General features: G+C 71.6%; 19 protein-coding genes. 17 read left to right on the top strand and 2 right to left on the bottom strand.

What is annotated here, in order from left to right:
* Positions 1–36: 36 nt before the first annotated feature.
* Both K8F61_RS04475 and K8F61_RS04470 read right to left on the bottom strand, forming a co-directional pair.
* Positions 37–1,395, bottom strand: a complete 1,359-nt coding sequence (locus K8F61_RS04475; RefSeq protein ID WP_418888072.1) for a DUF349 domain-containing protein — start codon at positions 1,393–1,395, stop codon at positions 37–39.
* A 99-nt stretch (positions 1,396–1,494) separates the two neighbouring features.
* Positions 1,495–1,896 (bottom strand): hypothetical protein, encoded by a 402-nt coding sequence (locus K8F61_RS04470; protein WP_231820816.1) that lies wholly within the window; start codon positions 1,894–1,896, stop codon positions 1,495–1,497.
* Positions 1,897–2,007: 111 nt separating this feature from the next.
* Between K8F61_RS04470 and K8F61_RS04465 the strand changes: the two genes are divergently transcribed.
* From K8F61_RS04465 to K8F61_RS04385, 17 genes are all read left to right on the top strand, one after another.
* Positions 2,008–3,363: a replication-associated recombination protein A gene (locus tag K8F61_RS04465; protein WP_231820815.1), complete on the top strand. Its 1,356-nt coding sequence runs from the start codon at positions 2,008–2,010 to the stop codon at positions 3,361–3,363.
* Positions 3,364–3,384: 21 nt separating this feature from the next.
* Complete coding sequence (locus K8F61_RS04460) at positions 3,385–4,683, top strand: acyltransferase family protein (RefSeq protein WP_231820814.1); 1,299 nt, start codon at positions 3,385–3,387, stop codon at positions 4,681–4,683.
* A gap of 179 nt (positions 4,684–4,862) precedes the next feature.
* Positions 4,863–5,492 carry a 30S ribosomal protein S4 gene (gene rpsD, locus K8F61_RS04455; protein ID WP_219084729.1) on the top strand — a complete coding sequence of 210 codons (630 nt, stop codon included), beginning with the start codon at positions 4,863–4,865 and terminating at the stop codon, positions 5,490–5,492.
* Positions 5,493–5,625: 133 nt separating this feature from the next.
* Positions 5,626–5,823, top strand: coding sequence for a hypothetical protein (locus K8F61_RS04450; RefSeq protein ID WP_067246992.1), 198 nt, complete (start codon positions 5,626–5,628; stop codon positions 5,821–5,823).
* Between the two features lie 67 nt (positions 5,824–5,890).
* A complete protein-coding gene (gene alaS, locus K8F61_RS04445) occupies positions 5,891–8,551 on the top strand; it encodes an alanine--tRNA ligase (RefSeq protein ID WP_231820813.1) in 2,661 nt (886 codons plus the stop codon).
* On the top strand, positions 8,548–9,021 hold the full coding sequence (gene ruvX, locus K8F61_RS04440; protein ID WP_231820812.1) for a Holliday junction resolvase RuvX: 474 nt from the start codon (positions 8,548–8,550) through the stop codon (positions 9,019–9,021). The genes alaS and ruvX overlap by 4 nt, the downstream gene beginning before the upstream one ends.
* Positions 9,022–9,023: 2 nt before the next feature.
* Positions 9,024–10,478 (top strand): endolytic transglycosylase MltG, encoded by a 1,455-nt coding sequence (gene mltG, locus K8F61_RS04435; RefSeq protein WP_231820811.1) that lies wholly within the window; start codon positions 9,024–9,026, stop codon positions 10,476–10,478.
* Complete coding sequence (locus K8F61_RS04430) at positions 10,472–11,326, top strand: shikimate dehydrogenase family protein (protein ID WP_231820810.1); 855 nt, start codon at positions 10,472–10,474, stop codon at positions 11,324–11,326. Before mltG ends, K8F61_RS04430 begins: the two co-directional genes overlap by 7 nt.
* 4 nt (positions 11,327–11,330) lie before the next feature.
* Entirely contained in the window at positions 11,331–12,554 is a 1,224-nt protein-coding gene (gene aroC / locus K8F61_RS04425; RefSeq protein ID WP_219084724.1) for a chorismate synthase, read from the top strand.
* On the top strand, positions 12,547–13,116 hold the full coding sequence (locus K8F61_RS04420) for a shikimate kinase (protein ID WP_231820809.1): 570 nt from the start codon (positions 12,547–12,549) through the stop codon (positions 13,114–13,116). Before aroC ends, K8F61_RS04420 begins: the two co-directional genes overlap by 8 nt.
* Complete coding sequence (gene aroB, locus K8F61_RS04415; protein WP_231820808.1) at positions 13,113–14,204, top strand: 3-dehydroquinate synthase; 1,092 nt, start codon at positions 13,113–13,115, stop codon at positions 14,202–14,204. The genes K8F61_RS04420 and aroB overlap by 4 nt, the downstream gene beginning before the upstream one ends.
* Entirely contained in the window at positions 14,201–14,713 is a 513-nt protein-coding gene (locus K8F61_RS04410; protein ID WP_231820807.1) for a GNAT family N-acetyltransferase, read from the top strand. Before aroB ends, K8F61_RS04410 begins: the two co-directional genes overlap by 4 nt.
* Positions 14,714–14,725: 12 nt before the next feature.
* Positions 14,726–15,166: a type II 3-dehydroquinate dehydratase gene (locus K8F61_RS04405; protein ID WP_067246973.1), complete on the top strand. Its 441-nt coding sequence runs from the start codon at positions 14,726–14,728 to the stop codon at positions 15,164–15,166.
* Between the two features lie 169 nt (positions 15,167–15,335).
* Positions 15,336–15,899 (top strand): elongation factor P, encoded by a 564-nt coding sequence (gene efp, locus K8F61_RS04400; protein WP_067246968.1) that lies wholly within the window; start codon positions 15,336–15,338, stop codon positions 15,897–15,899.
* Positions 15,900–15,912: 13 nt separating this feature from the next.
* Positions 15,913–16,323 carry a transcription antitermination factor NusB gene (gene nusB, locus K8F61_RS04395; protein ID WP_067246965.1) on the top strand — a complete coding sequence of 137 codons (411 nt, stop codon included), beginning with the start codon at positions 15,913–15,915 and terminating at the stop codon, positions 16,321–16,323.
* A 62-nt stretch (positions 16,324–16,385) separates the two neighbouring features.
* On the top strand, positions 16,386–19,370 hold the full coding sequence (locus tag K8F61_RS04390) for a DEAD/DEAH box helicase (protein ID WP_231820806.1): 2,985 nt from the start codon (positions 16,386–16,388) through the stop codon (positions 19,368–19,370).
* Between the two features lie 120 nt (positions 19,371–19,490).
* Positions 19,491–21,068: a Rieske 2Fe-2S domain-containing protein gene (locus tag K8F61_RS04385; protein WP_067246957.1), complete on the top strand. Its 1,578-nt coding sequence runs from the start codon at positions 19,491–19,493 to the stop codon at positions 21,066–21,068.
* Positions 21,069–21,076 lie beyond the last annotated feature (8 nt).

Raw genomic sequence — 21,076 nt, 5'->3', positions numbered from 1 at the left:
GACCCCCGCCCTGTGGACAGTCGACCGTGCGAGGGATCAGCCCTCGAGCGCCCGCAGCCAGGCACGCCGGGCCGACAGCGCCTCGTCGGCGGCCGCGACGGCCTTGGCATCGCCCGCCGCCTCCGCGGCGGCGCGCTCGGACTCGAGCTTCTCGATCGCCTCGACGAGCTGACGGCTCATGTCGCCGGCACGTGCCTTCGTCTCGGGGTTGTTCCGCTTCCAGTCCACGTCCTCGCGCGTCTTCAGCGCCTGCTCGATGACGCGCAGCTTGTCGTCGAGCGCGCGCTCCTTGTCCCGCGGGAAGATGCGCCCGACCTCGTCCCACTGGCGCTGGATGCGCGTGAGCAGGGCCCGCGCCTTGCCGAGGTCGGCCTCGTCGGCCACGGCCTTCGCCTGTTCGAGCAGCGCCGTGCGGGCCTCGATGCGCGGAGCGGACTCGGCCTCCTCGGCAGCGGACTGCTCGGCGCGGGCGGCGTAGAGGGCGTCGCCGGCGGCCTTGAACTTCGCCCAGAGGGCGTCGTCGGCCTTGCGTCCGGCCCGACCCGCCGCCTTCCATTCGTCGAGCAGACCGCGGTACGCCGGGATGCCGTCCACGCCGCGGGGCGCGAGCGCCTCGGCGCGCTCGACGAGGCGCGCCTTCCGGTCGCGGGCCGCCTTGTGGTTCTCGTCGAGCTCGGCGTAGAAGGCCCGCCGCTGGCGGTCGACCGTCGCGCGCGCGTCACGGAAGCGCTTCCACAGCTGGTTCGCCACGCCCTTGGGAAGGCGGGGCCCCGACTGCTGCTGAGCCTGCCAGCTGTCGAAGAGCTCGGTCACCTCGGCGGTGACCTTCTTCCACTGCACGGAGGAGAGGTCCTGCGCAGCGATGGCCTCGGCGCGTTCCACGAGGGCGGTGCGGTCCGCGATGGCCTGGTCGAGCGCGGCCTTGGCCTCCTCGGCCTCCGCAGCCGACGCGTCGGCCAGCGAGGCGACGAGGGCGTCGAGTCGTGCCCGGAGGCCGGCCAGATCGCCCACGGCCGCTGCGTCGGTGACCTCGCCGAGGAGATGGCGGGCCTGCTTCGCGAGGTCGCCGGCGGCGGCGCCCCCGGCCTGATGCCGCTGCTCCAGCGCGCGCACCTTGAAGGCCAGGTCCTCGTACTTGCGGGCGAAGTAGGCCAGCGCCTCGGCCGGAGTGCCGTCCGGATACTGGCCGACCACGCGCCAGTCGTCGCCCTCTCGGACGGAGACGGTCCCGTCGTCGGTGACACGGCCCCACACCGAGGCGTCGACGGACGGCACGGCCGGGACGACCGGCGCCGCCGGAACCGCGGCAGCGGCGGGCTTCAGTGCGGACGGACTCGGCCGCGGGATCCTCGGCGGGGCGGGGACGGGGCTGTTCGCGGACTCTTCGGCAGACACGATGGGAACTCCTTGCGCGGCAGGACCGCGGGAGGCGGAAAGGACAAGGCTCAGCCTAATACGGCGGACGGACGCGGCACAGGACGCCGTGACGAGGGATCAGTCGGCGGACGTGCGGGTGGGCGTCGGGGCAGGAGCCGTCGTCGGCGTCGCGGACGGCGTGGCCGCGGGGGTCGGGGTCCCGGACGGGGACGGCGAGCCCGATGGCGCCGGGGAAGGGGTGTCGGTCGGGCTCGGGGACGGACTCGTCGACGTCGTCGGCGCGGGGGACGTGGTGGGCGTCGGCGTGGGGGCAGGGGACGCGACCTGGGCGTGCACGGCCTGGCTGGCCACGGCCGCGATCACGATGGCCGCGCCCGCGACGACGGCGACCAGGTTGTCGCGACGGCGGCGGGCGATGACGCCCTCGTGCCACCGCGCCCGTGCGGCGTGCAGTCGTGCCCGCTCCTGGTCCACGCGTGCCTGTCGGTCACGGGCGTTGCGGGGGCGGCGTCCGGCCATGGATCCTCCTGGGTGTCGGGGATCGAGCCTACCGCGACGCGTCGGCGGGACCGTGCACGGACCGCGATGCGTGCCGGCGGCGCTGTCGGTGCCGCGCGTTAGCCTGGGGGAATGACCACGCCCGCGCCCCTCCTGTCCGGCCAGACCCCCCTGGCCGTACGGATGCGCCCCGTGTCCTTGGACGAGGTGGCGGGCCAGGGGCATCTGCTCCGGCCGGGGTCCCCGATCGTGACGCTCGCCGATCCCGCGGCGACCAACGCGGGGTCGGTCTCCATGATCCTGTGGGGTCCGCCGGGAACGGGGAAGACGACCCTCGCGCAGGCCATCGCGCGGTCCTCGGGACGGCGATTCGTCGAGCTGTCCGCGATCACGGCCGGCGTCAAGGACGTCCGCGAGGTGATGCAGGACGCCCTCACGCAGCGCGACCTGTACGGGCAGAGCACCATCCTGTTCCTCGACGAGATCCATCGCTTCACGAAGGCGCAGCAGGACGCCCTTCTGCCCGGCGTCGAGAACGGCTGGGTCATCCTCATCGCCGCGACCACGGAGAACCCCTCGTTCTCCGTGATCTCACCGCTGCTGTCGCGCTCGCTGCTGCTCACGCTGCAGCCGCTGACCGACGACGACATCGGGACGCTCGTGGACAGGGCCGTCGCCGACCCGCGCGGCTTCAACGATGCCGTGGTCCTCCAGGACGAGGCGCGCTCGGCGCTGATCCGTCTCGCGTCCGGGGACGGGCGGCGCGCGCTCACGGGGCTGGAGGCCGCGGTGGCGGTGGCCTCGTCACCGGAGCGCCTTCAGGGCGGCGCGACGCCCGAGGTCACGGCGGACGACGTCGCGCAGGCCGTGGACCGTGCGCTGCTGCGGTACGACCGCCAGGGCGACGAGCACTACGACGTGATCAGCGCCTTCATCAAGTCCATCCGCGGCTCCGACGTGGATGCCGCGCTGCACTATCTCGCGCGCATGATCGAGGCGGGGGAGGACCCGCGCTTCATCGCGCGACGGATCGTGATCTCGGCGGCGGAGGACGTCGGGCTCGCCGACCCTCAGGCGCTCGGCATCGCGGTGGCCGCCGCGGACGCGGTCGCGTTCATCGGAATGCCGGAGGGACGGATCCCTCTGGCGGAGGCGACCATCTACCTGGCGACCACGGCGAAGTCGAACGCGGCGTACGTGGGGATCGACGCCGCGATCGCCGACGTGCGGGCGGGCGGGTTCGGGCGGGTGCCGGTTCATCTCCGCGATGCGCACTATCCCGGCGCCAAGCGCCTGGGCCACGGTCGCGGGTACGCCTATCCCCACAACACCGAGGCCGGCATCGTGCCGCAGCAGTACCTGCCGGACGAACTCCGCGGCCGCCGGTACTACGAGCCCAAGCAGCTCGGAGCCGAGCGGGACGTGCACGCGCGGCTGGAGAAGATCCGTCGGATTCTCGGCGAACGGTGGGGTCCGGGCGCCGGCTGACCGGGGTCCTAGAGTGGGCGCGTGACCAGAGCGATCCCGCGCATCCCGCCCGACCGCGACCTGTCCATCGACGCGGTTCGCGCGGTGTGCCTCCCCGTCGTCGTCGTGCTGCATGCGCTGCAGATGGGCATCGAGGGGAACCCGCCACGGGCGTTCAACGCGCTGGCGGACTGGCCGCCGCTGGCCGCGATCACCTGGGTGGGCATGATCATGCCCACGTTCTTCATCGCCGGGGGATTCGCGGGCATCACGACCTGGCGCCGGCTCCGCCACCACGGCCAGTCCGCCGCGGAGTACATCCGTGTGCGGACGTTGCGACTGGCCCGGCCGGTGCTGTCGGCGATGCTGGGAGTCCTCGCGGCCCTGGGGGTCTTGGCGCTGTGCGGGGCGGACGCCGAGTTCCTCCGGACCTTCGCGTTCCGGCTCGCCGAGCCGCTGTGGTTCATCGCGGTGTACGCGATCTGCACCGCGTTCGTGCCCCTGATGGCGTGGCTGCACCACCGCGCCGCGTGGCCCACCTACCTGTGCCTCGCGGGGCTGGCGGTGATCGTCGATCTCGTCGACCGCGCCGCGGGCGTGCCGGCCGGGCCCCTCAACTGGCTGTTCGTGTGGCTGTTCGTCCAGCAGCTGGGATTCGGTGTGCGGGATCAGTGGTTCTCGCGGCGGCCGAGGTCGGTGCTCCTCGCCCTCGCCGGAGGAGCCTACGCGCTGATGGCGGTCGCGGTCTTCGGGCTGGGCTATTCCGCCGACATGATCGACAACCTCAATCCGCCGACGGTGCTGCTGCTCCTGCTCGGGCTCGCCCAGGTGTGCCTCTTCACCCTGCTGCAGCCCGCCATCCGGGCGATCATGCGCCGTCGCCCCGCCCTGCTGGCGGTCGGCGCCCTCGGCATGCACGGGATGACGATCTATCTCTGGCACACGGCCGCGATGGCCGTGGTGGTCGGCATCCAGCTCGCGCTGGGGCTGCCGTTCCCCGCGGTGCTGTCCACGCCCTGGTGGCTCACGAGGATCCCCTGGTTCCTCGCGATCGTGCTCGTGATCGCCGGACTCTGCCTCGTCGTGCCCCGGTGGGAGCGGCGGTGGCCGCCGGAGCGGGACCGCGCGATGCCACTGTGGGCGGCGATCGCGGCGACCTTCGGGGTCGTCGTCAGCGTCGGCTGGGTGCTCACCCAGGGCTACCTCGTCCCGGGCACGGCCGGGGCGCTCGCCCTGCTGGCGACCGTCCTCGGCTGGCTGACCGCCGGGGGCCCCGGTGCCGGTCGTGCGAGGCCATCGCGCCGTTCCGACGCCGACCGAATCCAGGTGCCCGGTGCCTGAGGCGCGGGCGCGTCCCGCATTCTGATAGGCTTGAGCGGCTCGAAACCGAGTTTTCGGGCATCTCTCCACTCCTGCACCACCTTTCCATGCGCCCCGGCGTGCGCCTGGAAAGGGCGGAATCGAGACGATACGTCCGCGAGCCGTGAGAGACACGGCCGCGTCATCGGAAGGAATGCTTCGTGGTCACGAAGTCCCAGGACCGCCGCAAGGTCCGCCTGTCCCGCGCCCTCGGCGTGGCCCTCACCCCGAAGGCCGCCCGCTACCTCGAGAAGCGTCCCTACGCTCCGGGCGAGCACGGCCGCACCAAGCGCAAGGCCGACAGCGACTACGCCGTCCGTCTGCGTGAGAAGCAGCGTCTGCGCGAGCAGTACGGCATCCGCGAGAAGCAGCTGCGCATCGCGTTCAACGAGGCTCGCCGCAAGGACGGCCTGACCGGTGAGAACCTGGTCGAGCTGCTCGAGATGCGTCTGGACGCCCTCGTCGTGCGCGCCGGCTTCGCCCGCACCACGGCCCAGGCCCGCCAGCTGGTCGTGCACCGCCACATCCTCGTCGACGGCCAGCTCGTCGACCGCCCGTCGTTCCGCGTGAAGCCGGGCCAGCTCATCCACGTGAAGCCGAAGTCGGAGTCGCTGGAGCCCTTCCAGGTCGCCGCGGCCGGCGGCCACGCGGAGGTCCTGCCCCCGGTTCCGGCCTACCTCGAGGTGGCCCTCGACAAGCTGGAGGCGCGCCTGGTGCGTCGCCCGAAGCGCGCAGAGGTCCCCGTGACCTGTGACGTGCAGCTCGTCGTCGAGTACTACGCGGCTCGCTGAGCGACTCTTAAGGGTCGTGCGGCTCGCAGAGCAGCGCACAGACGGAAGGCGCCGGGGGAACCCGGCGCCTTCCGCCGTTTCCGCATACGATGGAGGACGCCGTGCTTCGCGGCCTGCTCCCGGAGGTGACGAGATGAAGAACCTGTTGTGGCTGCTGATCGGCGTGATCGGCGGCTTCGTCGCGGCCCACTTCATGAACAAGGACCCGCGAGGACACGACATCCTCGCCGAGGTCGACGCACGGATCAGTGAGTTCACCGGCATCCTCGGGGACGCGTTCCGTGAGCAGGAGGCGCGTCTCGGCCAGGCGCAGCGCTCCGAAGACGCCTGACCGCCCCTCTTCCCCCCACCCGCGAACGCCCAGGGCGTCCGTCGATCGAAGGACACTGCACACACCGATGAAGACCGCGGAGATCGCCCAGCGCTATCTGACCTATTTCGAGAAGAACGGGCACACCATCGTGCCCTCGGCCTCCCTGGTCAGTGACGACCCCACCCTGCTCTTCACGGTGGCGGGCATGGTTCCCTTCATCCCGTACCTGACCGGCGTCGTGCCCGCACCGCACCCCCGGATCGCGGACGTCCAGAAGTGCATCCGCACGAACGATATCGAGGAGGTCGGGAAGACCGCCCGGCACGGAACCTTCTTCCAGATGCTCGGCAACTGGTCGTTCGGCGACTACTTCAAGGAGGGAGCGATCCGCTACGCCTGGGAGCTGCTGACCTCCTCCGAGGCGGACGGCGGGCTCGGGTTCGACGAGAAGGACCTCTGGGTCACCGTCTTCGAGACCGACGACGAGGCCGAGTCCATCTGGCGGGACGTCATCGGGCTCAAGCCGGAGCGCATCCAGCGCCTCGGCCGCGCCGACAACTACTGGAACACCGGGCAGCCGGGCCCGGGCGGCCCGGACTCGGAGATCTTCTTCGACCGGGGTCCCGCGTACGGCAAGGACGGCGGGCCGGCCGTGGACGACTCGCGCTTCCTGGAGATCTGGAACCTCGTGTTCATGCAGGACTTCATCGAGAACGTCCGCGGCAAGACCGAGTTCGACATCGTCGGCGAGCTCCCGCAGAAGAACATCGACACGGGCATGGGGCTCGAACGCGTCGCGTTCCTGAAGCAGGGCGTCGAGAACATGTACGAGACCGACCAGGTGCGTCCGGTCCTGGACCGCGCCGTCGAGCTCTCGGGTCGTCGCTACGGCGTCGCGCACGAGGACGACGTCCGGTTCCGCGTCATCGCCGACCACGTCCGTTCCTCGCTCATGCTGCTCTCGGACGGCGTGCGCCCCTCCAACGAGGGACGCGGCTACATCCTCCGGCGGCTGATGCGCCGCACGATCCGCTCGATGCGCCTCCTGGGCGTGGACGCGCCCACCTTCCCGGAGCTGTTCGCCGTCTCCCGCGACGCGATGAAGAGCGCGTATCCGGTGCTCGAGACGGACTGGGCCCAGCTGTCCACGGCCGCCTTCGCCGAGGAGGAGACGTTCCTGCGCACGCTGGCGTCGGGCTCCACGATCCTGGATCTGGCCCTGGACGAGACCAAGAAGGGCGGCGGGCAGACGCTCAGCGGCTCCGAGGCCTTCCTGCTGCACGACACGTACGGCTTCCCCATCGACCTGACGCTGGAGATCGCCGAAGAGGCCGGTCTCAGCGTCGACCGAACGGCCTTCGACACCCTCATGCAGGAGCAGCGCGACCGGGCGAAGGCGGACGCCAAGAGCCGCAAGCGCCAGCTCGCGGACGTGTCGGTCTACCGCGACCTGCGCGCCCAGGGCGAGACCGCCTTCCTCGGCTACGAACAGCTCGAGACCGAGTCCCGCGTGCTGGGGATCCTCGTCGACGGCCAGCCGGCGCCGAGCGCGAGCGAGGGCCAGGTGGCCGAGATCGTGCTCGCCGAGACCACCCTGTACGCCGAATCCGGCGGGCAGGTCGCCGACAAGGGGACGATCACGGGGGCCGGCTTCGTGCTGGACGTGCTCGACGTGCAGCGCCCCGTTCCCGGTCTGATCAGCCACACCGTCGAGGTGCGCCAGGGGCTGGTCTCGGTCGACGCGGCCGCGACCACCGTGGTGGACGCCGCGAACCGGCGGGCCGCCCGCCAGGCCCACTCCGCCACCCATCTCGTCCACGCCGCCCTGCGCGACACGCTGGGGTCGACAGCGACGCAGGCCGGCTCGCTCAACCGCGCCGGCTATCTGCGCTTCGACTTCTCCTGGGGGCAGGCGCTGTCGTCCGAGACGCGGAGCGAGATCGAGGACATCGCGAACCGCGCGGTGCAGGACTCGCTCGAGGTGACCACCCGCGTGCTGTCCCTGGACGAGGCGAAGGCCGCGGGCGCCATGGCGCTGTTCGGCGAGAAGTACGGCGAGCGGGTCCGGATGGTCGACATCGGCGGGCCGTGGTCGCGGGAGCTCTGCGCGGGCACCCACGTCTCCACGAGCGCGGAGATCGGGCTCATCAACCTCGTCGGCGAGTCGTCGGTCGGCGCCTCCAACCGCCGCATCGAGGCGCTGGTCGGAGCGGACGCGTTCCGCGAGCTCGCCGCCGAACGCGCGATCGTGTCGCAGCTCACGTCCTCGCTCAAGACGCCGCGGGAGCAGCTCCCGGCGCGCATCGCCGAGATCGCCGCCCAGCTCAAGGCCGCCGAGAAGCGGATCGCCCAGTTCGAGGCGAAGGAACGCGCCGGACGCGTGCCGGCGATCGCCCAGTCCGCCGTCGAGGTCGGACGGTTCCGTCTCGTGACGCACGATCTCGGTGACGTGGAGACGGCGGACGAGGTCCGCGAGGTCGCCATCGGTGTCCGTGACGCCCTGTCTGCGGATGCCGGGGTGAGCGTGGTCTCCGGCGTCGCCAACGGCCGTCCGCTCGTCGTCGTGGCGACGACGGAGACGGCGCGATCGGCCGGCGCGAAGGCCGGGGCCCTCGCGAAGCTCGCCGCCGGCGTGCTCGGCGGCGGGGGCGGCGGTCGGGACGATGTCGCCCAGGGAGGCGGTCAGCACCGCACCGAGCTGCCCGCGGCCTTCACGGCGATCGAGCAGGAGCTGCGCCGCGCGTGAGCGGGTTCCGGCGCGGGGTGCGGCTCGGCATCGACGTGGGACGCAGTCGCGTCGGTGTGTCCCGCTGCGACCCGGACGGTCTTCTCGCAGTGCCCGTCGAGACCGTCCCGCGCGACGATGCGTCCGTCGTCCGCCTGCACGAGCTCGCCGTCGAGCACGAGCCCGTCGAGATCGTGGTGGGCCTGCCGATCAACCTCCGCGGCGAGGACACCGCATCCACCCAGGACGCGCGCGACTTCGCCGCCGCCGTCGCCCGCCGGACCAGAGTGCCGGTGCGGCTGGTGGACGAGCGGCTGAGCACGGTGACGGCGCACGCCGCCCTGCGGGCGTCCGGTCGCACGCAACGGGGTTCTCGTGGCATTGTGGATCAGGTCGCCGCCGTGGTGCTGCTGCAGCAGGCCGTCGACATCGAGAAGAGCACCGGCACCCCGACCGGAACCCTGATCACGCTCGACGAGGAGACTCCCTGAACATGCCTGATCGCCCCGAGCCGTCCCCCGAGTCCGGAGGGGATTCGCTGAATGACCTGTTCCGGTCGCTGCCCGATCCGAAGCAGCCGGAGAAGCCGGCGTCGGCGAACGAGGGTCCCACCCCGGGATCGCGGCGGGCCGCGCGCGCTGCCGCAGCCCGCGAGGCGAAGGACCAGGCGGCCCGTGTCGCGCAGGGGCTGCCTCCGGAGACGGCGCCCGCCGCGGCGGGGGACGGCGGATTGCGCGCCACGGAGACGAGGGCGACGAGCGCAGCGGAGACGGCGGACACCGCCACGCAGGCTGCACCGGTCGTCGTGACCGCCGAGCCGCGTGCGACCCTGGACGACCTGTTCGCTCAGGAGGAGGAGACGACGAAGCCCGCCAAGCCACAGCGACGTGCCGGCTGCCTGATCGCCCTCATCATCGTCCTCGCCCTGGTGGGAGGCGCCGTCGCCGGCGGCGTCTGGGTGATGAACACCTACGGCGACAAGATCAACGAGGTCATGGGCTGGGGGCCGCCGAAGGACTACGAGCCCGGCGAGGCGACGGGCGAGGCCCTCGTCACCATCAGCGAGGGCGACTCGGGAGCCGACGTCTCCGTCGCGCTCTACCGCGCCGGGGTGACCAAGACCGAGGACGTGTTCTACGACACCCTCGTCGACCAGGGCACCTCCCTCACGTTCTTCCCCGGCGTCTACAAGTTCCAGCAGAAGATGACCGCCGAGGCCGTCATCGAGGCCATGCAGTCCGGCGAGAACAAGATGGAGAACTCGGCGCTGATCCGCGAGGGGCTCACGGTCGAGGCGACGCTGCAGACCATCGCGGAGAGCCTCGCGGTCCCGCTCGACCAGCTCCAGGCCGCGGCGGCCGATCCGGCGTCGTTCGGCGTCAACGCGCCGTCGCTGGAGGGGTGGCTGTTCCCTGCCCTGTACGAGTTCGCGCCGGAGTCGAGCGCGCACGACATCCTTGCGAAGCTCGTCGAGCGGACCCGGGAGTCGCTGGCGGCCGCCGGAGTGCCGGCGGGCGACGAACAGCGGGTGCTGACGATCGCGTCGATCATCGAGCGCGAGGCCCGCGCGCAGGACGACTTCTACAAGGTGTCCCGTGTGATCCAGAACCGTCTGGATCAGGACATGATGCTGCAGATGGACTCGACCGCGCAGTACGGCTACGGCGAGCTGCACAAGGGATCCGCGAGCACCTCGGAGGAGGCCCAGCACGACGACAACCCGTGGAACACCTACGTCGTCCAGGGGCTGCCGGCCACGCCGATCGCGAACCCCGGAGATCTCGCGATCGACGCGGCGATGCACCCGGTGGCGGGGCCGTGGCTGTACTTCGTGACCGTCAACCTGGACACCGGCGAGACCGTGTTCACGCAGACCTACGAGGAGCACCAGGCGGCCATCGACAAGTGGCGGCAGTGGTGCACCGAGAACCCCGACTCCGGATGCTGAGCGACGAGGAGGCCGCGTCCCGTGCCTCCCGTCTGCTGGCGGTCTGGGGGGATCCGATCGACCACAGCCGGTCCCCGGCCCTGCACGGCGCCGCCTACCGGGCCCTGGGCCTCGACTGGCACTACGGCCGCCGTCGGGTCGACGCCGCGGGCTTCCGGGCGGCCGTGGACGGTCTGGACGGCCGCTGGCACGGGCTCTCTCTGACGATGCCGCTCAAGGAGGAGGCGTTCGCCTGGGCTCGGCACCGCGATCGGCACGCCGTCCTCACCGGCGCCGCCAACACCGTGGTCCTCGACGGACCGCGGCGGGGACACGTCTGGAACACCGACGTCGGCGGGCTGGTCCGCGCGCTGACCGAGGCGGGAGTCTCCGGCGCGGGCTCGGTGCGGATCCTCGGTGCGGGAGCGACAGCCGCGTCGGCACTCGTCGCCGCGTCCGAGCTCGGCGTCGAGCGCGTGGAGGTCGCCGCACGCCGCCCGGAGGCCGCCGGTCCGCTTCGGCGCATCGCGGCGCAGCTGGATCTCCCGGCCGAGGTCATCCCGTTCGACGCCGCGGAACACGCGGTCGATCTCACGATCGCCACGCTGCCGGGAGGGGCGGCACCGGACCCGCGCACCACCGCCCGGCTCGCGGCGACCGGGGGAGCGCTGTTCGACGTCGCCTATGCGCCGTGGCCGTCCGCCCTGGCCTCCGCGTGGGACGACGCGCCAGCGCTTCCGGGACTCGGGATGCTCCTGCATCAGGCCGTGCTCCAGGTCCGCGTGTTCGTCTCCGGCGAGCTCGACGAGCCGCTGCCGAATGAGGACGTCATCGTGGCGGAGATGCGCCGCGCCGTCATGGGAGACTAGAGCAATGCTCCGCGTCCTGACCGCCGGCGAATCGCACGGCCCCGAACTCATCGCCGTCATGGAGGGTCTTCCCGCCGGCGTCCCGCTGTCCTCCGAGGCCATCCAGGCGGATCTGGCACGGCGCAAGCTCGGGTACGGGCGCGGGTCGCGGATGAAGTTCGAGCAGGACGAGCTCACGATCTCCGGCGGCGTCCGCCACGGGAAGACGCTCGGCAGCCCCATCGCCCTGCGGATCGGCAACACCGAGTGGCCCAAGTGGGTTGAGGTCATGAACCCCGAGCCGGTCGAGATCACCGACCGGTCCCGGGGCCGCAGCGCCCCGTTGACGCGTCCGCGTCCGGGCCACGCGGACCTCGTCGGCATGCAGAAGTACGGCTTCGACGAGGCCCGCCCGATCCTCGAACGCGCGAGCGCCCGGGAGACCGCCGCGCGCGTCGCCCTCGGAGCGGTCGCCCGATCCTTCCTGTCCGAGCTGGGCATCGAGCTGGTCAGCCACACCCTCTCGATCGGCCCGGTGCAGGTTCCCGAGGGCGCACCGCTCCCGTCGCCGACGGACGTCGCGGCGCTCGATGCGGATCCGCTGCGCTGCTTCGACGCGGAGACGTCCGCGCGCATGGTCGCCGAGGTCGACGCGGCACGCAAGGACGGGGACACGCTCGGCGGGATCGTGGAGGTGCTGGCGTACGGGCTCCCGCCCGGGCTCGGCTCCCACGTGCACTGGGACCGACGGCTGGACGGCCGCCTCGCGCAGGCGCTGATGAGCATCCAGGCGATCAAGGGCGTCGAGGTCGGTGACGGGTTCGAGACCACGCGGCGGCGCGGATCGGCCGCCCACGACGAGCTCTTCCTCGCCGAGGACGGCATCACGCGCGGGTCGGATCGGGCGGGAGGCACCGAGGGCGGCATGTCCACGGGGACGGTCCTGCGCGTCCGCGCCGGGATGAAGCCGATCGCGACGGTCCCGCACGCGCTGCGGACGGTCGACGTCGCGGAGGGCGAGCCGGCCACGGCGCACCACCAGCGCTCGGACGTGTGCGCCGTCCCCGCGGCGGGCGTGGTGGCCGAGGCGATGGTCGCCATCGAGCTGGCCCGCTCGGTCCTCGAGAAGTTCGGCGGCGACAGCGTCGGGGAGACCCGCCGCAACCTGGAGTCGTACCTCGCCGCCATCCCCGAGGAGTTGCGCACCGCACCGGCGTCCGAGGCGGCGCTTCTGCTGCACGATGACTGACGATCCTGGAGAGCACGCCCGCGCCGGCACGGCCGACGACGTCGTCGTGCTGGTGGGCCCGATGGGAGCGGGCAAGACGAGCGTCGGCCGTCGCGTCGCGCGCGGGCTCGGCACCCGGTTCACGGACACCGACAAGGCGATCGCCCGGCAACACGGCCCGATTCCGACGATCTTCGCCGAGCATGGCGAGGAGCAGTTCCGGCTCTGGGAGCGCGACGCCGTCGCGGAGGCGCTCAAGAGCGGCGGCGTCGTCTCGCTGGGCGGCGGCGCGGTCGTGACGGCGTCGGTCCGCGAGCTCCTGCGTCCCGTGCCGGTGGTGCTGCTCACCGTGTCGCCGGAAGCGGTGGCGGACCGGATCGCCGGGTCATCCCGCCCGCTGCTCTCGGGAGCGGCCGGTGAGACGGAGGCGTCGCCCGAGTCGGCGCTGGAACGCTGGCGGCGCATCGCCGACGAGCGGGCCCCGTGGTACGCCGAGGTGGCGGATGCGGTCTTCGACACGTCCCGTGTCCCGATGACGCGGGTGGCGGATCAGATCGTCGAATGGATGAGAGGACGAGCATGAGCGACAGCACGGTGATCCCGGTCACGGGACGCGACGCGTACGACATCACGGTGGGGCGCGGCATCCTCGACGAAGTCTCGCGGGCCCTCGATCCCGGCGTCCGAAAAGTCCTGGTGGTCCACCCGCCGACCCTCTCCGGCCGGGCCGCGCAGCTGCGGGACCGCCTGCTCGCCGAGACCGCCGACGGCCCGCGCGAGGTGCTCCTGGCGGAGATCCCCGACGCCGAGCAGGGCAAGCGCATCGAGGTCGCGGCCTTCTGCTGGCAGGTGATGGGGCAGGCGGACTTCACCCGGACGGACGCCGTCGTCGGATACGGCGGCGGCGCCGTCACGGACCTGGCCGGGTTCGTCGCCGCGACGTGGCTGCGGGGCGTGCAGGTCGTCCAGGTGCCGACGACGGTGCTGGGACTCGTCGACGCCGCAGTGGGCGGGAAGACCGGTGTGAACACCGCGGAGGGGAAGAACCTCGTCGGCGCCTTCTGGGCGCCGCGCGCCGTGGTCGGCGACCTCGACGAGCTCACCAGTCTCAGCCCCAACGAGGCCACCGCCGGATTCGCCGAGGTGGTCAAGGCCGGCTTCATCTGGGCACCGGAGATCCTCGACATCGTCGAGGCGGATCCGCAGCGTGCGGTGGATCCCGCCACGGACGAGTTCCGGCGCGCCGTGGAGCTGGCCATCGACATGAAGGCCCGTGTCGTGTCCGAGGACTTCCGGGAGGCGGGCCAGCGCGAGATCCTCAACTACGGGCACACGCTCGGACACGCCATCGAGCACTCCGAGCGCTACCAGTGGCGCCACGGCGCGGCGGTGTCCGTCGGGATGATGTACGCGGCCGAGCTGTCACGCCTGGCCGGTCGCCTCTCGGACGCCGTGGCCGATCGGCACCGCACGGTCCTCGACCTCCTCGGCCTTCCGCGCACCTACCGCGCCGGAGCATGGTCCCAGCTTCTGGCGACCATGCAGCGCGACAAGAAGACCCGCGGAGGCATGCTCCGATTCATCGTGCTGGACGACCTCGCCAAGGCCACGGTGCTGCAGGCGCCCGACGAGACGCTGCTGTTCGCGGCCTACCAGGAGGTCGGTGCATGACGGTCCAGGTCCGCAGGATCCGCATGGACGAGTGGGAGCGGGTGCGCGACCTCCGCCTGCGGGCCCTCGCGGACCCGGCCGCCGGCATCGCCTTCCTGGACACCGTGGCCGGGGCATCCGCACAGCCGGACGACTTCTGGCGACTGCGCGCGGCCAACGCGGCGGTCGGGACGGGGGCCGCGCAGTTCATCGCCGTGGAAAACACGGGGCAGTGGTGCGCGACGCTGACGGTCCTCCACGCCGACGGGCCTGAGCGCACCGGCCTCGTCGTCGGGGTGTACGTCGCCGAAGGGCGCCGCGGCACCGGGACGATCGACGCGCTCTTCGACGAGGCCGCCCGGTGGGCGGCCGACGCGGGAGCGATCGCGCTCACTCTCGACGTCCACGTGGACAACGCGCGGGCGCAGGCGGCCTACGCGCGCAACGGCTTCGTCCGCACCGGGGAGATCGCCGAAGCGTCGATCGGCCGGGAGTACGTGATGCGTCGCGAGCTGGAGCCGAGCCGCTGATACCGTGAACGCGTGACCCCGCATCGACGTCTCCTGCTCGTCAACGGACCGAACCTGAACCTCCTCGGGACCCGCGAGCCGGATCTGTACGGCTCGGCCACCCTCGCCGACGTCGAGCGTCTGACCATGGAGGCGGCGGCGGAGAGCGGATACGCGCTCCGGACGGTGCAGAGCAACCACGAGGGCGTCCTGATCGACGCGATCCAGGCGGCCCGCGACGACTGCGCGGGCATCGTGATCAACCCTGGCGGCCTGACCCACACGTCCGTGTCGCTCCGGGACGCGCTGACCGGCGTCGCACTACCGTTCGCCGAGGTGCACATCACGGACGTCTCACAGCGGGAGGAGTTCCGTCGCTTCTCCTTCCTCCATGACGTCGCGGCGGTCCGGATCATCGGGCGCGGCGTGGACGGCTACGCCGAGGCGGTCCGCGCCCTGGTGCCTCTGCTCTGAGCAGCGGGGCGCTCTGCGGGCAGCGCCGAGGAGCCAGGGCAGCGCGTCCGGACCCCGGCGGACCGCCCCGGCGAGGCGGGGCGCGGGCATCCCGTAGAATCGACTGTCGGCACCGCGCGGAACCGCCGGGACGGCCCCTGATCTTCGACACGAACGGAACCTTCAGCGCATGGCATCGACCGCAGACATCAAGAACGGCGTCGTCCTCTCCATCGACGGCCAGCTCTGGACCGTCATCGAGTTCCAGCACGTCAAGCCTGGCAAGGGCGGCGCGTTCGTGCGGACCAAGCTGAAGAACGTCGTCACCGGCAAGGTCGTCGACCGCACCTACAACGCGGGCGCGAAGGTCGACATCGAGAACGTCGACCGGCGAGACTTCACCTACCTGTACACGGACGGCGACAGCTTCGTCTTCATGGACCAGGAGGACTACGACCAGATCAACGTCCCGGCAGCCACCGTCGGCGACGCGAAGAACTTCATGCTGGAGAACCAGCAGGTCCAGATCGCGATGAACAACGGCAACCCGCTGTACATCGAGCTGCCCGCCTCCGTGGTCCTCGAGGTCACCTACACCGAGCCGGGTCTGCAGGGTGACCGCTCGTCCGCCGGCACCAAGCCCGCCACGCTCGAGACCGGGTACGAGATCCAGGTCCCGCTGTTCCTCGAGACCGGCACGAAGGTCAAGGTCGACACCCGCTCGGGCGACTACCTCGGCCGCGTCAACGACTGACCGGCGGATCTGAGTGAGCGCACGCACCAAGGCGCGCAAGCGCGCCCTCGACATCCTCTTCTCGTCGGACGTCCGCGGCGACGAGCTCGCCGTCACCCTGGCGGCCGAGGCGAAGCGCGCGGCGGCGGAGCCCGCCCGTGAGGCGTCGTGGCTGTACGCGCGCGAGATCGTCGACGGCATCGTCGATCACCGTGAGGAGATCGACGAGCTGATCACGACGCACAGCCGGGACTGGAAGCTCGACAGGATGCCCGCCGTCGACCGCGCGCTGCTGCGGATCGGCGTCTGGGAGATCGTGCACAACGACGAGGTCCCCACCGCCGTGGCGATCGACGAGGCCGTGGAGCTGGCCAAGGAGTTCTCCACGGACGAGTCCGGCGCATTCGTCCATGGCGTGCTGGCGCGGGTGGCCCGCGCGGTCTGACCGGCTCCGACCCGGCGGTCGCGCGGCCGGGATGTCGGTGGCGAACGGCAGGATGATCGGCGATGACCCCTCCTGAACCGACCGACGGCTGGCGATCCTTGATCCCGCCGCCCGGAGAGGCGCGGACACCGCTCGCCCTCGGGGTGGAGCTGCGCCGGCGCGCTCGTGCGGACGCTCAGCAGTGGGCGCCCCGGCCGCTGCGGACGGCCACGGCCCGGGACCTCGTCAAAGACCCGGGGGAGCTGTTCCTCGGCGTGCGTCCGCTGATCCGCAACGCCGCCGACGACGCGTGGATCCAGGGCGATGCGAGCTGGGACGCGGTCCGCCGTCGGGGCAGCCGGTTCGACGCCGCTCAGTCGCGGTGGTTCGCCGATCTCCTGAGCATCTGCCGCGACTCGCTCCTGTCCGGGACGGCGGGCGACTGGCTGCTGCTGGATCCGGTCTCCTCGGGCGTGCTGTGGTCCCACCTCGCACGCGCCCGCGCGGAGCGGATCCCGCTGGTCGCGACCGAGCGCTCGACGAGCCTGCGCTGGCGCGACGACCTGGTCGTGCGCGCATCGGTCGAGCGCGACGAGGGGGGAGCCCTCCTGCTCGCGGCGGAGGGCGAGGCGGACGGCGAGACCTTCCCGGCCGGCACGGTCCATCCGGTCGGGGAGGAGGGGGCATACGCGCACCGGGTCGTCGGCGCGCGGATCGAACTGGTGCTGGGCCCCGTGGCCGTGCCGCCCGTCCTGGGCGCGCTGCTGAACGCCGCGGAGCCGCTCGTGGTCCCACCGGATGAGCAGGAGGCGTTCTTCCGCGAGGCCTATCCGCTGCTGCGCCGCGGCACCGATCTGCGCGCCGGGCGGGGCGTGACCCTTCCGGCGCCGCCCGTCCCTCGGCCGCTGCTGGTCCTCGACCATCGCCGGGACGACGACGCGGTGGCCTTCCGGTTCTGGTGGGACTACGCCGGATACGGACGCGTCGGGCTGGACGAACCGGTCAGCGGACGCGACATGCGGGATCCGGAGCGCGAGGCGCTGGAGCTCGCCGAGCTGGTCGAGGCCTGGACGGCGGTGACGCCGCCCCCGTTCGCCGCGGAGGGGGTGAGACGCGGTGCAGACGCGGCGGAGTTCGTCACCGACGTGGTGCCCGCACTGGAGACGCGCGGAGTGGCGATCGAGCACGTCGGGCCCCGGCGCCCCTACGCGCGGCTCACGGGCGAGCCGGAGATCACCGTGTCGACGGTCGAGTCCACGGACCCGGACTGGTTCGACCTCGGCGTGCTGGTCCGGATCGACGGGCGCAGCATTCCGTTCCAGCCCCTGTTCCGGGCGCTGAGCCTGCGGCACGGCAAGCTGAAGCTCGTCGACGGGTCGTGGTTCTCGTTGCGCCACCCCGCCTTCGACCGACTGAAGGAGCTCCTGGACGAGGCCGCGGAGCTCGCCGAGTGGGAGACCGGTCCGCGGATCGCCCGGACGCACCTCGCGCTGTGGGAGGACTTCGAGGACCTCGCGCACGAGGCGCTGCCCGCACGGACCTGGCGCGCGGCGGTCGCGGAGCTGCGGGCGACCGACTCCGTCGACCCGCCACCGGTCCCGAGCGTCATCCGTGCAGAGCTGCGCCCGTATCAACGAGACGGGTTCGGCCGGCTCGCCCTCCTCTGGCGGCATCGGCTCGGCGGGGTGCTCGCCGACGACATGGGACTCGGCAAGACCCTGCAGATCCTCGCCCTCATCGCGCACGCGCGGGAGGCTCCCGCCGGGCCCGGCCACGAGAGCGACCCGCCGTTCCTCGTCGTGGCGCCCACCTCGGTCGTCGCCGTCTGGGCGCGGGAGGCGGAGCGGTACGCCCCGGGTCTTCGCGTCGCGGTGGCGGACCGGACCCGCGCGCGTCGCGGCGTGCCTCTGAGCGAGCTCCGCCGCGGCGCCGACGTCGTGCTGACCTCCTACGCCGTCCTCCGCATCGACGCGGACGAGTTCACGACCGAAGGCCGTGCGCCGCTGCCGTGGTCCGGCGTGGTGCTCGATGAGGCCCAGCACGTGAAGAACCCGGGCACCCGCGTCCACCAGGCTGCGGCGGCGCTGTCCGCACGGGCGGTGTACGCCGTCACGGGGACTCCCATCGAGAACGGTCTCGCCGAGCTGTGGGCGATCCTCAGCCTGACGAGTCCCGGCCTGTTCCCGTCCGCCCGGCGGTTCCGCGAGGAGTACATCCAGCCGATCGAGCAGGGGAAGGTCCCGGAGAACGCGGAGGGCGCGCCGTACCGGCAGGCGCGGATCGAACGTCTTCGCCATCGCGTCCGCCCCTTCGTCATCCGCCGGACCAAGGAACTCGTGGCCGCGGACCTCCCGGAGCGGCAGGAGCAGGTCCTGCGCGTCGAGCTCGCTCCCGCGCATCGCGCCCGCTATGACGCCGTGCTGCAGCGCGAGCGCCAGAAGGTCCTCGGTCTCCTGCCGGATCTCGACCGGAACCGCTTCATCGTCTTCCGATCGCTGACGCTGCTGCGCATGCTGAGCCTGGCGCCCGGGCTCATCGACCCTGAGGACGCCCCGATCGCGTCGCGCAAGCTCGAGACGCTGGTGGAACGGCTCCTGGAGCTGCGCGCGGAAGGCCACCGGGCCCTCGTGTTCAGCCAGTTCACGTCGTTCCTCGGGCTGGCGCAGACGCGCCTGAGCCGCGCCGGTCTGCGCGTCGCCTATCTCGACGGGGCGACCCGGGACCGCGATCGTGTCGTGCAAGGCTTCCGCGAGGGCGATCACGACGTCTTCCTGCTCAGCCTGAAGGCGGGCGGGGTGGGCCTGACCCTGGTCGAGGCGGACTACGTGTTCCTGCTGGACCCGTGGTGGAACCCCGCGGCGGAGTCGCAGGCGATCGACCGCGCGCACCGCATCGGCCAGGACAGGCCGGTCTTCGCGTACCGGATGATCGCCGCCGACACCATCGAGGAGAAGGTCCTGGCGCTCCAGCAGCGCAAGTCGCGCCTGTTCGCGGCGGTCATGGACGACGAGGACCTCTTCGCGGGGGCGCTGACGGCCGAGGACATCCGCGGCCTGCTCGAGGACTGACCGCGCAGACCCCGCCGGGCCGGTTTGTCACGGCTCGCCTCGGCGGGTTCCGAGGAGGGCGCCGGTAGAATCGTCCGCGTCCCCGGCGCCTTCCTCACCGGGGCGCTCAGGAGGACACGCATGCGGATCACGGGACTCGGCCACGCCGGGATGTTCATCGAGACGGTGGGCGGGAACATCATCTGCGACCCCGTTCTCGGCCCCTCGTTCTACGGATCCTGGTTCCCGTTCCCGGACAACCGCGGCCTGGACTGGGAGCGGCTCGGGCGCGAGGCGGACTTCCTGTACATCTCGCACCGGCACCGCGACCACTTCGACCCGCGCCTGCTCGAGCGGTACATCCGCAAGGACATCGAGGTGCTCCTGCCGGAGTACCCGACCGACGACCTCGAGCGCGACATCCGCGCCCTCGGCTACGAGAACATCACCTACGCACCGGCCGGCGAGATCATCGAGCGCGGGGACCTCAAGATCATGATCACGCCGCTGCGGGCGCCCAGCGACGGCCCCATCGGGGACTCGTCGCTGAGCGTCGACGACGGCACGGCCTCGATCCTGAACCAGAACGACTCCCACCCGCTCGACCTCGAGAAGCTCATGGCGTTCGGCAAGCCCGAGGCCTACTTCACCCAGGTGTCCGGCGCGATCTGGTGGCCGATGGTCTACGACCTCCCCATGGACGCGAAGCAGAACTTCGCCCGGCTGAAGCGGGAGGCGCAGAACAAGCGCGCGATGTACTACATCGAGAAGGTGGACGCGCCGCATGTGTTCCCGATGGCCGGCCCGCCCATGTTCCTGCGTGACGACCTCTTCGAGTTCAACGGCACCGGTCGCAACGGCGAGGCGATCTTCACCGATCAGAAGGAGTTCCTCGCCCACATGAAGGAGCTCGCGCCGCAGTACGACGGGCACCTCTTCCTCCCCGGCACGCTCGTCGAGATGGACCGCGGCGAACTCACGGTGACGCAGACGCTGTATTCCGAGGAGGAGATCCGGCACATCTTCGACGAGAAGTGGGATTACCTGGAGGAGCAGCGGGCGTCGCGTCAGCAGGAGCTGCGCGACGAGGAGGCGACGCGCGCCGACGTGATCCCGCCGGCCGAGATGCTCCAAGCCATCAAGGAGTGGTGGGAGCCGCTGCTGAAGAAGTCCCGGACGATCCGGCTCGGGGTCGGGGGCAACGTCCGATTCCGCATCGGCGAACTGGACATGGTGGTGGACTTCCCGCGGGCGAAGGTCCGGGAATACGCGGGGGAGGAGTGCATCTACTGGTACACGATCCCCGCAGACCTCGTCTCCACGAACATCCGCGATCACGAGATCGACTGGTCGAACTCCATCTTCCTGTCGATGCAGTTCTCCGTCGGGCGCAGCGGCAAGTTCAACGAGTTCCTGACCACGTTCCTCAAGTGCCTCTCCACCGACCGGATCGAGTACGTGGAGAACTGGTACCAGGAGCAGACGGACCAGACCGAGGACGCCGAGATCGGCGACTGGGTCGTGCAGCGGCGCTGCCCGCACCTGCGCGCCGACCTGACCCGCACCGGGAAGATCGACGAGGACGGCGTGCTCACCTGCTCCATGCACGACTGGAAGTGGGACCTGAAGACCGGCCGCTGCCTCTCCACGAGCGGCCACCCGATCCGCGCCGCGAAGGTGGACGAGGTCACCGAGGAAGCGCTCCGCATCGGCGCCTGATCGCCGAA

Source organism: Microbacterium resistens (assembly GCF_021172025.1).
Lineage (GTDB): Bacteria > Actinomycetota > Actinomycetes > Actinomycetales > Microbacteriaceae > Microbacterium > Microbacterium resistens.
The sequence above is the reverse complement of the archived record's forward strand: the minus strand, read 5'-3'. Positions and strand labels throughout refer to the sequence as shown.